The sequence below is a fragment of the Massilimicrobiota sp. An105 genome (genome assembly GCF_002161155.1).
Taxonomy (GTDB): Bacteria; Bacillota_I; Bacilli_A; order Erysipelotrichales; family Coprobacillaceae; genus Allocoprobacillus; species Allocoprobacillus merdigallinarum.
Genome location: NZ_NFLY01000009.1, coordinates 1 through 13,860, shown reverse-complemented (window position 1 = coordinate 13,860; position 13,860 = coordinate 1). Strand labels below are relative to the sequence as shown.

Genomic DNA, 13,860 nt, shown 5'->3' with positions numbered 1-13,860 from the left:
ATACAAGTCAACAAAAAATAACTTTATTTTTTCAAATATTCTAAAAATCATAAAAATATTTATTTATTTAATAAAAAATATATTATTTTATAAAACAAGGAGTGGATGATTCCACTCCCTATTCAATACTCTTTAAAGATTCCACCATATCAACCTTATTTAAAACATGTCGCATTGTAAAATTAATAAAATAAGTAAAACCTAAAGTCATAATAATAGCATATATATAACTACTGATATTTAATTGTCTAACAAACATTGTCATATCCAATTCCACCGTCAAAATAATAAACTTGTGAAGGAAATAACCAAAAATCATTCCCAGTAAAGAACCAATCACTGATAAAAGAACATTTTCTCTAAAGATATAGTCATAAACTTCTTTACGTCTAAAACCTAAAACTTTAATCGTTGCAATCTCACTTTTACGTTCTTGAATATTAATATTTGTCAAGTTATAAAGGACAATGAAATTTAAAGCTCCTGCACAGACAATCAAAATAACAACAACCAGATTTACACTTTGAACCTGTTTATCAAATTCTTCACCAATTGATGATACATTGCTTAAATTTCCATAACCTTTGTCCTGCATATAAGCTTCCAGTGTTTTTTGACTCGAAGCACGATCATCCTGTAAAATCAAGAACGCATTATTCACTTCCAGATCCTGTAATGTCAATGATTCATATAAAGTCTGGGACATATAAATATAATTCATAAAATAGTTTTCTGTGATACCTGAAACCTTTACACTATACTTTGTTTCATTGAGTTCAATATCAATTGTATCATTATCTTCCACACCAAGCAATTCAGCTGCTTTTGCGGTTAAAATAACACCTTCATCATCAAGAACCAAATCTTTATATGTCTGATAATTTCTAAACTGAACAAAGTTCTTCATATTATCCATTGATTGATAAACAATTAATGAACCATATAAATCTTCTTTATCTTTTAAGATATTAATACTCTTATTTAAAACATATTCCACATTTGCAACTTCGCTACGATTCAATAAATCTTTTTGATAATTCTGTGCTGTTTTGGTTGAAACACTATCTTCTAAACGAACAAGATAATCATATGTAAAAACATCTTGATATTGTTTATCAACAACCTGTGATACAGAAGATTTAACACCAAAGCCGGTAATAATTAAAGCTGTACATCCAGCAATCCCAATCACAGACATAAAGAAGCGTTTCTTATACCTAAAAATATTACGCATTGTTACTTTCTGATTGAAAGACAAACGACGCCATAACCAATGAATTCTTTCCAAAAGAATACGTTTTCCAACTTTTGGTGCTTTAGGTCGCATTAAGACCGCTGGCATCAAATTCAATTCACTCATACAAACAAAGAGTGTGACTGCCAAAATAACAAATACCGATATAAAAACTGTTTCCAGCAAAACCCATGTACTGGCATAAATCGAAATAGGTGCATCCACTTGAAATAACATTAAATTATATAAATAATAAATAATACGTGGGAAAAATTGTGTTCCTGAAACAATTCCTAAAATACAAGCAAAAAAGGTTGCAAAAATAACATATATGATATATTGCTTCATGACATCCCATTTAGAATAACCTAAAGCACGTAATGTTCCACTTTGACTTCTTTGTTCTTCCACCATTCTCGTCATTGTTGTTAATGAAACCAAAGCTGATACAAGGAAGAACATTAATGGGAAAATATCTGCAATAGAAGAAATAGAATCCTTATTAGAATCAAAATTCACAAGTCCTGAATTTTCATGGCGTGTTAAAGTATAAAGCCTTCCTTTAGGAATCTGATCCACTTGATCTCTGGCTTCATCTAACTGCGATTTTGCCTGATCTAATTTGTCTTGAGCTTTTTCTAATTCATTATTTGTTTTCAGTTCTTCTAAAGTCAATTGATTTTCTTGTTGTTGAATTTCAAGCTTAGCCTTTTCAATCGCAATAGAAGCTTCATTCAATTGCGTCAATCCATCTAATGAGGAAGGTGCATTTTTAAGAATATCTCGCATTTTTTCTAAACTAGCTATTGATTTTTGCACTTCTGGAGAAATATTTTCAGTATTTTCATTTTGATAATTCTCAAGTTCTTTTTGTAAACTTTCTAAATTTCCTTTTAACTCCTCACTCGTACTTTCAATTGTTTCTAACATGTCTTGAATTTGTGAAGATGCTGTTGATTGAGCTTTTAAATATTCAGCTTCTTTTGTAGCCAATGTGATTTTCGCATTCGTTAATTGAATTTTAGCCTCTAATATCTTTTCATCAAACAAATCTTTAGAATCACTATATGTCTGATAACCTTCATCATATTCTTTTTGGGCTTCATCTAATTTTGTTTTGGCATCACTTGTCAAATCTTCATACAAGCGACTCATTTTTAATGATAAAGTACTTTTTATTTTTGTATTCACATCTTCAATATAATCATCATATGCCTCACTGAAAACATTATATTCTTTAGCTCCCTTTACACAGACAGAAATCTGATTATATAAAATATCTTCATCACGTAATTCATAAAGATCTTCTGGCATAGCTAAAAAATCATTGTTTTCATTTAAAATTTCAATATATCCAGCATTCGTTCCATCACCCAAAGTATTCGTTCCACGATCCGTAATAGCAATATAACGAACATCATTCACAACACCAACGATTTTAAAAGTCTTTTCACCTTGATCATTATGAATAGAAATCTCGTCACCAATCTGATAATCTTCTGCCAGCATTTCTTCATCAATGACACATTCATTGTCTTTTTGAGGATAACGCCCATCAACCAGATAAGGTTGATTAAGCATATCTTGATCATATTGTTCACTGGCGTAAACAGTAACTCCTGCCAGTGAATCATTATGATGAATCAAAGCATCAAATTGATAACCATATTGAATATCTTCAATACCCGATATATTTTGAATTTCACTAATATCATCTTTGGAAAAACCTAATGATGCCATATATGTTAAATCAGCATAATGGTGTTTGTCCAAGTAATGATCCATTGATTGAGTCATTGTTCCCGGTGTATTTCTTAACCCTGCAAAAAAAGCCGCACCTAAAAATACAATCGCAAAAATGGAAAAAAATCTTGCTTTAGATGTTAAAATTGTTTTTCTGAGATTTTTCCAATAAGCTTTTTTCTTTCTTTTTACCATTCAATTTCCTCGATTGGTTGTGGGTTTTCATTGATTTCAACCCCATTGACCTTTCCATTTTTTAAATGAATCACACGATCTGCCATCGGTGCTAAAGCAGAGTTATGAGTAATCACAATGACTGTCATCTGATAAGTATCACACATTTCCCTTAATAAAGATAAAATTGCCTTCCCCGTCTGATAATCCAATGCTCCAGTTGGTTCATCACATAACAAAAGTTTTGGATTTTTAGCAATCGCTCTGGCGATAGCCACACGTTGCTGTTCTCCTCCAGATAATTGTGCTGGAAAATTCATCATACGATCTGATAGTCCAACTCTTTCTAACACATTTCGTGCATCTAATGGATTTTTACAAATCTGAGAAGCCAATTCAACATTTTCTAATGCTGTTAAATTTTGAACTAAATTGTAAAATTGAAAGACAAATCCAATATCATTACGTCTGTATTCTGTCAATTTTTTTTCATCATATAAGGCAATGTTTTCACCATCGACGATAATCGAACCACTGGTTGGTGAATCCATACCCCCAAGTAAATTTAAAATTGTCGTTTTCCCGGCTCCCGAAGCACCAACAATAACGACAAACTCCCCTTTTTCAACAGTAAAATCAACACCATCACTGGCATTAATTGTAATATCCCCCATTGTATAGCTCTTAACTATATTTTTAAATTCAATTAATGCACTCATTTTTATAACCACCTTTTTTATTAGTGTATCACATTTTATGACAAAAAAAAATATGGTGTGAAGAATAACAAAAAATTCCATAATAAAAAAGAGTCGCTTTTTTTACAAACAACTCTTACTTTTTCCATAAAGAACGTGAAAAGAACATTAACAATGGGAAAATCTCCAAACGACCTGCCAGCATATCCAATGATAAAACAATTTTTGACAAATCTGTTAAACTAGAAAAATTTCCTGTTGGTCCAACAACACCAAGACCAGGCCCAACATTATTAAAACATGTCGCAACAGCACTAAATGCTGATGTAAAATCAATATTTTGTAAAGAAACAAATAAAAGTGATAAACCAAATAATAAGAAATAGAGCACCCAATAAACATGAATATTATTTAAAGTAGATAACGATAAATGTTTCCCTTCAAATACAACTGAAACAACACTATGTGGATGGAGCATATGCTTCATTTCAGCAATAGCACTTTTAACTCCAATAATAATACGTGAAACTTTCATCCCACCACCTGTTGAACCTGCACAGGCTCCAACAAACATCAACAAGACTAAAATTGTTTGTGAAAATAATGGCCATTGTCCATAATCAGCAGTGACGTAACCTGTCGTCGTGATAATAGATCCAACTTGAAAGATAGCATAACGAAAAGCTTCAAAAATAGAATGATATAAAGGTAAAATATTAAACGATATCGCAATGGCTGAAGCAAAGATAATAATAAGATACCAGCGTAATTCTTCACTTTTAAAAGCTGCTTTGAATTTCTTAATCGCAACAAAATATATCAAATTAAAATTAATACCAAATAAAATCATAAAAAAGGTAATAATTCCATCACAATAAGCACTATTATAATAAGCTATTGAAGCATTTTTAATTGCAAATCCACCTGTTCCAGCAGTTCCAAAACTATTTAATAAACTATCAAAGAAAGGCATTCCACCCAACATCAAAAGTATGACTTCAAGAATTGTTAAAACTGTATAAAGCTGATATAAAATCTGTGAAGATACTGTTATTTTAGAAACTAACTTTCCTACAATAGGACCTGGCATTTCCGCTTTTAAAATATGTAAAGTAGAACCATTGGCATCTGGTAAAAATGCCACGACAAAAACCAGAATCCCCATACCACCAATCCAGTGTGAAAAGCTATGCCAGAATAGACTGGCATGTGATAAAGCCTCAACATCTGTTAAAATAGATGAACCCGTTGTTGTAAAACCTGAAACTATTTCAAAAAAGGCATCTACATAAGAAGGAATTTCACCTGTCAAGCAAAAAGGAATAGCTCCAAAAATGGATAAAAAAATCCATGCTGCAGCAACGACTACAAAACCTTCTTTAGCATAAATGATTTTATTTTGAGGTTTATGTAAGCTCATAAGCTTTCCTATAAAGCATAATAAAATTGCAATAATAAAATATGCCAAACCTTCCTTTTCATGATAAATCATACCAGTCAAGCATGGTAAAAGCATCAACAGCCCCTCAATCATGAGCATTTTACCAAGCGTATAAAAAATCATACGTCTATTCATCAGTGAATTTCCTCAAAAATATCATTAATATCTTTAAGAGGGGTATGGTAAGCAATGACTATAATACGATCGCCAACATTTAAAACATCCTGACCATTAGGAATAATTGTCTGATTTTGACGAATAATACCACCAATCAATAAATCTTTCTTTGTTTTCACTTGAGCTAATGGAATATTGCAATATTTTGTTTTTTCATCAACAATAAATTCAACGGCTTCCACTTCTTCATTGACAATCTTATATAATGTCTGAACACTAGAAGAACGATCATGATTTTCTTTGACACGTAAATAACGAATAATTTGAGAAGTTACTAAAACTTTTGGATCAACAATACTATCTATACCTAATTGATCAATAACACCATTCAGATTCATACGATTCACTTTTGCGATAGATTTCTTTACACCCAATTGTTTTGCTACTAGGGCTAAAACAATATTTTCTTCATCCAATCCCGTTAAACTGACTAAGGCATCACTTCTATTGACGCCTTCTTCCATTAAAATATTTTCATCACTACCATCTCCTTCAATAATGACAGAATATGGCAGTTGTTCAGACAATTGAATACAGCGTTCATGATTTCTTTCAAAAATCTTTGTCTTAATTCCATGTACAGCTAATTGTCTTGCTAAATAATAAGTAATTTTACTTCCACCAATAATCATAACATGTTTGATTTTTTCTGATACAAAACCAGCATCTAAACAAAACTTTGTTAAATCTTTATGTGAACCAACAACATAAATATGATCTTGACCCTTTAAAATAAAATCTCCATCGGGAATCATAACCTTATCGTTACGTTTCACCGCACAAATTAATACTTGAGATTTTGTAACAGAAGACAATTGACTTAAAGCAATAGAATCTAGTTTCATTCCATTACAAATACGCAATTCAATAATTTCTACTTTTCCCTTCGCAAAAGTATCTATACGCATGGCTGATGCAAACAAAATTGTTCTTCTGATATCATTTGCAGCTTCCAACTCAGGATTAATAATCATAGAAAATCCTAATTTATTTTTTAAGATTTCACTTTGTAAAGAATAGTCAGGATTTCTAACACGCGCAATGATGTGCTTAGCTCCTAATTGCTTAGCTAATAAACAAGATAAAATATTCAATTCATCCGATGTCGTTACTGAAATAACAACATTGGCTTTATCAACACCCGCTTCTTGTAAGACTTGAAAATTGGCCCCATTTCCACTAATTCCTAAAACATCATATTGGTTAACAACATTTTCTACTTTCTGACTATTTTGATCAATAACAACAATATTATATCCTTCATTTGATAAATAATGTGTCAGCATCTGTCCCACTTTTCCTAATCCAATAATAACAATATTCATAATTCCTCCCACTATTTATATGTCTTTAGGATCTGTTCCGCACACATCATCCCATCAATTGCAGATGACATAATACCTCCAGCATAACCAGCACCCTCTCCAATTGGGTAAATTCCTTTCATTGATGATTGAAAGTTTTCATTTCTTAAAATTCTAACTGGTGCACTACTTCTTGATTCCACTCCTGTTAAAATTGTGTCCTCATCAATAAATCCAGGCATCTTTTGATTCATTAATAACAAACCTTCTTTTAAAGAATGATTAATGAAATCAGGAAATATCTGATTTAAATCACAAAGCTGATATCCTGGCTGATAAGTTGGCTTAATCTTACCTAATGGATTGACTTCATTATTTATATAATCCATAGCTTTTTGTACCGGAGCATGAAAATGCCCACCACCTAACATAAATGCTTTCTTTTCTAATTGTCTTTGAAATTCAATTCCTGCCAATGGATGTGAACTACCAAAATCATCTGTGGAAACAGTGACTAAAATAGCACTATTCGCATTTTGACCATCACGTGCATAATAACTCATCCCATTAACACATAGCGTTCCATCTTCATGTTGTGATGGAACAACATAACCACCAGGACACATACAAAATGTATAAACACCTCGTTTTCCACTTTGTACAGCAAGTTTATATGTTGCTGCCTTTAAATATGGTGAAGAAGCACTTTTCTTATATTGAATTTGATTGATTTTTTGTTGTGATTGTTCAATACGTACGCCTACTGCAAAAGCTTTTTGTTCAAGAGTCATACCTTTTTGATAAAGTAATTCATAAGTATCACGTGCACTATGACCAATAGCCAATACAAGTAAATCAGTATTCATCACTTCAGTCTGACCATGATGTAAAACAGTAACATGATAACTATCTGATTCCTGTTTAAAATCAATCATTTGTGTTTCAAATAAAAATGTGACTCCTTTTTCAATTAAAAATTGACGCATATTTTGAATAACTTGACGTAAATAATCTGTACCAATATGAGGTTTATGAAGATATAAAATATCCTCTGGCGCACCAAATTGAACAAAAGTTTCCAATACATAACGAATACGTTCATTTTTTATACCAGTTGTTAATTTCCCATCAGAAAAAGTTCCAGCTCCACCTTCACCAAATGCAATATTACTTTCACAATGCAAGCAACCATTTTCTAACAAATCAGCCACTGCTTTTTCTCTTTTTTCAATTTCCTGACCACGCTCAATAACAGTCACTTTCTGACCACTCATAGCCAAAACATAGGCACAAAATAAACCAGCTGGCCCACTTCCTACAATCATGACACTTTGATCATTTGATGGTAAATAATGATATTGATATGGTTGAACACGTTGAAGCTGTGGAAATTTTCTTAAATACTGCTCTTCATCATGAACCTGAAAATCAAAACTACATATAAAATGAACATTTTGTCTTCTTGCATCAATAGATTGTTTGACCAAAGTTACATTTCGAATTTCTTTTTCTCGAACATTCAAATATTGTGATATGACTTTTGCATAACGTTTTTCTCCTAATTTGACTTTGACATTATGAATTCTTAACATATACATTCCTTTCTATAGCCTGCGCTACACGATAAGCACTTGCCAATGCAAAATGCAAATTATATCCTCCACACATTCCTGCTACATTTAATATTTCTCCTATAGCAAACATACTAGGATATCTTTTTAATTCTAAATCATAAGTGACATCTTCTAATGATAATCCTCCTTTCATCACCTGTGCATACTGCGCTTCTCTGATACCTTGAATATCTAAACGATAATGTTTTAATAAAAAAGCCAGTTTTTGAATAGGAAGATCTTGATATTTTTGAAAATATGATGCAATTTTATGATTTAACATACCTTCTAAAAATAATGAAGATTGCTGAGATAAATATTGACATAACTGATTGTGACTTAATTCGTCAAAAAAATCAATATATAATTGATATTGATGATGTTTTTTATAAAAAGATGACAATTGCATAACAGCAATACCACTCACACCATAGTCAGTAAATAATAATTCACCTTTTTCCTGATGAATACACTTGTCATTTTCCATCAACGAAAAAGTCCCCTTCACTCTTACACCTTTTAAAGCTTTTAAAACAGGTGATGTATAAAACTGAACTAAAGAAGGTAATGGTTCAATCACTTTTAATTGAAGCTGCTTTAAAATATGATAACGTGATTCATTCATGCCTGAAAGTTTCCCTGCTTCACTCCCCATGGCCAAAATAACAATATCAGCATGAAATGTTTGTTTTGATGTTACAATTCTATATTGATTTTGACATTCAATGCGATGAACTTCCTGTTCATAAAAAAATAAAACCCCTGCTTCTTGAGCACGTTGCATCAATACATTTTTTACTGATAAAGCCTGCTCGCTTTTAGGATACAAAAGATGACCCTGATATAGACAATATAGTCCTATTTCTTTCATTTGACTAACCATATCAAAATCTTGAATAATCGACTGAACAATATCTAAATTATCACTATCATAATATTGTTGATCCATATTTTGATTAGAAAGATTACATCTTCCATTTCCAGTTGCTAAAAGTTTCTTTAAGGGAGATTGATTTTGTTCTAAAACAATAACATCATCTTGAGGATATTTTTGTTTTAATAAAACAGATAAATAGACACCTGAAGCTCCAGCTCCAACAATCACTATTTTTCTCATAATTTCTCCTTTCTTCATTCAATTCTATATGAAATATAGTGATTATACCATTTTTTATTGAAAAATCACTAAAAAATGTTTATAATACTAAAGGAATTTTCAAAGGAGGAATTTTATCATGGGAAGAGCACATGAAGTGCGTAAAGTTGCAATGGCAAAAACTGCAGCTAAAAAAGCGAAATTATATTCTCGCTATGGAAAAGAAATTTATTTAACAGCAAAAGCTGGTGGACCTGAATTAGATGGAAATTTAGCATTAAGACGTTTAGTAGATAAAGCAAAAAAAGAACAAGTTCCTGCTGATGTTATTAAACGTGCTATTGATAAAGTCAAAAGTGGTGTAACAGAAAACTATGAACCTATTCAATTTGAAGGTTTTGGACCAGGAAACTCAACATTAATTGTAAAATGTTTAACTGATAATATTAATCGTACAATTTCTCAAGTCCGTCCTGCATTTACGAAAGCAAAATCTAAATTAGGAGCTGAAGGTTCTGTCGCTTATTTATATAATGTAGAAAGCACTGTTGTTTTAAGTGGTATGAGCGAAGACGAAGTTTTAGAAGCTTTAGTTATGGGTGATGTTGATGCTAAAGACATTACAACATTAGAAGATGGACGTATTAAAATAACAGGTGAACCAACAGATTTAAATAAAATCAAAACAGCTATTGAAGCTGTTAAAGAAGATATTGAATTTGATGTGGATGATATTACAACAACACCTCAAGACTATGTAGAACTTGAAGGTGAAGATATGATGTTATTTGATAGATTAATGGGATTATTAAATGATTGTGATGATGTTGATGAAGTTTACCATAATGTTTCAAATTATGATGAAGGAGAAGAAGAATAACATGTTTCGCATGTTATCTTTTTTTATATGAAAGTTACACATTTATATCATAGTGGATGTTTAGTAGAGTTGGAAGAGCACCTTCTTCTATTTGATTATTATCAAGGTCAGCTCAATCTTAATCATAACAAACCACTTTATGTATTTGTTTCCCATCGTCATTATGATCATTATAATCCCAATATTTTTAAAATTCATCATCCTCATATAACTTATATTTTATCTAGCACATTACGCCATAAATATGAAGCTTATTATGTTGATGCACACCAAACTTATCAAATAGATGACATGTCGATTCAAACGCTTCTTTCAACCGATGAAGGATGTGCTTTTCTTGTCCATGTGGAAAATCAGACAATATATCATGCTGGTGATCTTCATTGGTGGCATTGGGAAGGTGAACCAGAACAAGACAATATATATCAAAAACAGACTTACCTCCAAGAAATCTGTTCTATCAAAGAACCAGTTGATCTTGCTTGTGTTGTTGTGGATATTCGTCAAGAAAAAGACTATTTATTAGGCTTAAATGCTTTTTTAAGACATGTTCCAACAAAATACATTTTACCAATTCACTATTTTGGACACTATGAAACAACAAAACTCCTATTACAAGAGCATTTAGACAATCCCTATCATGCTCAAATCCTGCCTGTTACCCATCAAAATCAGACATTTGAAATTCTCGTATAAAAAGAACCTTTCGCACAAAGGTTCTTTGCTTATTTTTGTGGTACAATTTCCAGCCAGTAATCATCAGGATCATGAATAAAATAAAGTCCCATTGCTTCATTTTCAAAACATATGCATCCCATGTCTTGATGCAATTGATGATATGCTTCATAATCATCAACAACAAAACAAATATGACTTTCATTTTCACCTAATTCATAAGCCTGTGGATGATCTTTTAGCCATGTCAATTCTAATTGAAAAGAGGCTTCACTATCAGTCAGATAAACAAGTTTAAAACTTCCATCCGATGCTTCCTTTTCTCTGACAACAGTAAGTCCTAATGCTTTTTGATAAAATGCGATACTTTTTTCTAAGTTTGTAACATTAATATTACAATGATTAAATACAGCTTTCATGTCGTCCTCCTATTCTTCATCTGGAAATACCGTTGTAATAATAGGTCTTCCTTCTCTATCAACTAATACTGTCAGTCCTGCACCAACGGAATTACTATGAAAAAGATAATTCACACCTGTTTCTTTATCAACCCATATTTCAGAAGTTTGAAGTATTTTTTCTGAACTATAAGTTTTTATAAATCTCTCATATTTTTTTGCCATAATCTTCTCCTTTTTTTTAATTATAACAAAAGAGAAGTCTAAATAAAAATATTTTTTCATATATTTTAAGGATTTTAGCACTTTTAAAATCATAGTGCTAAAAGTTCATATTCAGTTCATATATCATGCTATAATAATAGTTGTTAGCAAACAAGATATATGAGTGCTAAAACATAAGGAGGAATACAAAATGTTGAAACCATTACATGATTATGTGATATTAAAAAAAGAAAAAGCTGAAACTCAAACAGCAAGCGGAATCATTTTAACAAGTCCAAAAGAACAAGCAAGCAATCAAGCGACTGTTGTCTCTGTTGGGCCTAAATGTGATGAACACTTAAAAGAAGGTATGACTGTTATCTTTAAAGAATATTCAGGAACAAAATTTAAAGATAATGATGACGAATATATGATTTTAGAAGAAGAAGATATTTTAGCTATTATTGAATAGGAGGAATAAATAATGAGTAAAGAAATTCGTTTTTCTAAAGATGTCAGAGATGCAATGTTAAATGGAGTTAATACTCTTGCAGATGCAGTAAAAGTCACTATTGGTCCTAAAGGACGTAATGTTGTTTTAGATAAAGGGTTTGGATCACCTTTAATTACAAATGATGGTGTTTCAATTGCTAAAGAAATCGAACTAGAAGATGCATTTGAAAACATGGGTGCAAAACTTGTATATGAAGTAGCCAATAAAACAAATGATGTTGCTGGTGATGGAACAACTACAGCAACAATCTTAGCTCAAAGTATGATTCAAAATGGTTTAAAAGCTGTTGAAAAAGGTGCAAACCCTGTTTTAATGCGTGAAGGTATTGATTATGCAAGTAAGGAAGTTGCAAAATATATTTTAGATAAATCTCATAAAGTAGAAACAAGCAATGATATTGAAAGTGTTGCGACAATCTCTTCTGGAGATAAAGAAATTGGTCAATATATTGCTCAAGCCATGGAAAAAGTTGGTAGAGATGGTGTCATCAGTGTTGATGAATCTAACAGCTTTGATACAGAATTAGAAGTTGCTGAAGGTATGCAATATGATAAAGGTTATGTTTCTCCATATATGGTTTCTGATAGAGAAAAAATGACTGTTGATTTAGATAACCCATTAATCATGGTTACTGATCAAAAAATTAATACAGTTCAAGAAATCTTACCAATTCTTGAACAAGTTATGCAATCTAATAAACCTTTATTATTAATTGCTGATGATTTTGAACAAGAAGTTATTTCAACATTAGTTGTTAATAAATTAAGAGGAACATTTAATGTTGTGGCTACAAAAGCTCCTGGTTTTGGTGATAATCAAAAAGAAATCTTACAAGATATTGCCATTTTAACAAATGCTAAATTCTATAGTAAAGATTTAAATATGAATTTAAAAGACATGCAAATGACTGATTTAGGATCTGCTAAGAAAATACACATTACTAAAGATCATACAACAATGATTGGTGGTAGTGGTGATAAGACTGCTATTGATCAACGTGTTAAAGAAATCACTGAACAAATGAATAATTCTAAGAGTGATTATGATAAAAAGAATTATGCTGAAAGATTAGGTAAATTAAGTAATGGTGTTGCTATTATCAAAGTTGGTGGAGCTACTGAATCTGAATTGAAAGAAAAGAAATTAAGAATTGAAGATGCTTTAAATGCCACAAAAGCTGCTGTTAGTGAAGGAATCGTTATGGGTGGTGGTGTTACATTAGTTAACGCTTATGTAGCTTTAAAAGACCAGTTAAAAGATTCTAACGTAGATAAACAAAAAGGTATTAAAGTTGTCTTAGATGCATTACTTGCTCCAATGGGACAAATTGCTGAAAATGCTGGTTTCAATAGTGATGAAATTGTAGAACAACAAATGAAAGTTGCTGATGGACAAGGATTTGATGCTAAAGATGGTGAATGGGTATCAATGTTTGATAAAGGTATTATTGACCCAACAAAAGTTACACGTAGTGCTTTATTAAATGCTGCAAGTATTTCTGCTTTATTTATTACAACTGAAGCAGGTGTTGCACAAATTAAAGAAGATAATCCAGTTCCTGCTCCAATGGCACCAGGAATGTATTAATAGAAAATAGAGTAGAGGGAAGAAATTAATCTTCGCCCCTCTCATTGCACCGTACGTACGGGTCTCGTATACGGCGCTACATTTATATGTTAATACAACCTATCTTAGATAGTATGCGAGGG

Annotated in this window: 12 protein-coding genes; 4 read left to right on the top strand and 8 right to left on the bottom strand. The window is 31.5% G+C overall.

Going from position 1 to position 13,860, the window contains the following annotated elements; genetic code table 11:
• Window positions 1-118: 118 nt before the first annotated feature.
• The 6 genes from B5E48_RS03780 to B5E48_RS03755 all read right to left on the bottom strand — a co-directional run bounded on the left by B5E48_RS03780 (window position 119) and on the right by B5E48_RS03755 (window position 9,501).
• On the bottom strand, window positions 119-3,172 hold the full coding sequence (locus tag B5E48_RS03780) for an ABC transporter permease (protein ID WP_087304138.1): 3,054 nt from the start codon (window positions 3,170-3,172) through the stop codon (window positions 119-121).
• On the bottom strand, window positions 3,166-3,870 hold the full coding sequence (locus B5E48_RS03775) for an ABC transporter ATP-binding protein (RefSeq protein WP_087304137.1): 705 nt from the start codon (window positions 3,868-3,870) through the stop codon (window positions 3,166-3,168). The genes B5E48_RS03780 and B5E48_RS03775 overlap by 7 nt, the downstream gene beginning before the upstream one ends.
• A 115-nt stretch (window positions 3,871-3,985) precedes the next feature.
• Window positions 3,986-5,425: a TrkH family potassium uptake protein gene (locus B5E48_RS03770; RefSeq protein ID WP_087304136.1), complete on the bottom strand. Its 1,440-nt coding sequence runs from the start codon at window positions 5,423-5,425 to the stop codon at window positions 3,986-3,988.
• Window positions 5,425-6,792, bottom strand: a complete 1,368-nt coding sequence (trkA, locus tag B5E48_RS03765) for a Trk system potassium transporter TrkA (RefSeq protein ID WP_087304135.1) — start codon at window positions 6,790-6,792, stop codon at window positions 5,425-5,427. The genes B5E48_RS03770 and trkA overlap by 1 nt, the downstream gene beginning before the upstream one ends.
• Before the next feature lie 11 nt (window positions 6,793-6,803).
• On the bottom strand, window positions 6,804-8,363 hold the full coding sequence (locus tag B5E48_RS03760) for an NAD(P)/FAD-dependent oxidoreductase (protein WP_087304134.1): 1,560 nt from the start codon (window positions 8,361-8,363) through the stop codon (window positions 6,804-6,806).
• The gene (locus B5E48_RS03755; RefSeq protein ID WP_087304133.1) at window positions 8,347-9,501 is read right to left on the bottom strand and encodes an aminoacetone oxidase family FAD-binding enzyme; all 1,155 of its coding nucleotides are present in this window, start codon (window positions 9,499-9,501) and stop codon (window positions 8,347-8,349) included. The genes B5E48_RS03760 and B5E48_RS03755 overlap by 17 nt, the downstream gene beginning before the upstream one ends.
• Window positions 9,502-9,619: 118 nt before the next feature.
• Here B5E48_RS03755 and B5E48_RS03750 point away from each other — a divergent pair, with 118 nt between their 5' ends.
• Together B5E48_RS03750 and B5E48_RS03745 are read left to right on the top strand one after the other, a co-directional pair.
• Window positions 9,620-10,360: a YebC/PmpR family DNA-binding transcriptional regulator gene (locus B5E48_RS03750; protein ID WP_087304132.1), complete on the top strand. Its 741-nt coding sequence runs from the start codon at window positions 9,620-9,622 to the stop codon at window positions 10,358-10,360.
• Between the two features lie 27 nt (window positions 10,361-10,387).
• The gene (locus tag B5E48_RS03745; RefSeq protein ID WP_087304131.1) at window positions 10,388-11,056 is read left to right on the top strand and encodes an MBL fold metallo-hydrolase; all 669 of its coding nucleotides are present in this window, start codon (window positions 10,388-10,390) and stop codon (window positions 11,054-11,056) included.
• 29 nt (window positions 11,057-11,085) lie between these two features.
• On the opposite strand, the gene B5E48_RS03740 is transcribed toward B5E48_RS03745, so the two are convergent.
• Together B5E48_RS03740 and B5E48_RS03735 are read right to left on the bottom strand one after the other, a co-directional pair.
• Window positions 11,086-11,454, bottom strand: a complete 369-nt coding sequence (locus B5E48_RS03740; protein ID WP_087245166.1) for a VOC family protein — start codon at window positions 11,452-11,454, stop codon at window positions 11,086-11,088.
• A gap of 9 nt (window positions 11,455-11,463) precedes the next feature.
• Entirely contained in the window at window positions 11,464-11,658 is a 195-nt protein-coding gene (locus tag B5E48_RS03735) for a DUF6440 family protein (RefSeq protein WP_087304130.1), read from the bottom strand.
• 190 nt (window positions 11,659-11,848) lie between these two features.
• On the opposite strand from B5E48_RS03735, the gene B5E48_RS03730 reads away from it, so the two are divergent.
• The gene (locus tag B5E48_RS03730; RefSeq protein ID WP_087245164.1) at window positions 11,849-12,109 is read left to right on the top strand and encodes a GroES family chaperonin; all 261 of its coding nucleotides are present in this window, start codon (window positions 11,849-11,851) and stop codon (window positions 12,107-12,109) included.
• A gap of 12 nt (window positions 12,110-12,121) precedes the next feature.
• Entirely contained in the window at window positions 12,122-13,738 is a 1,617-nt protein-coding gene (groL, locus tag B5E48_RS03725; protein WP_087304129.1) for a chaperonin GroEL, read from the top strand.
• The last annotated feature ends 122 nt before the right edge of the window (window positions 13,739-13,860 follow it).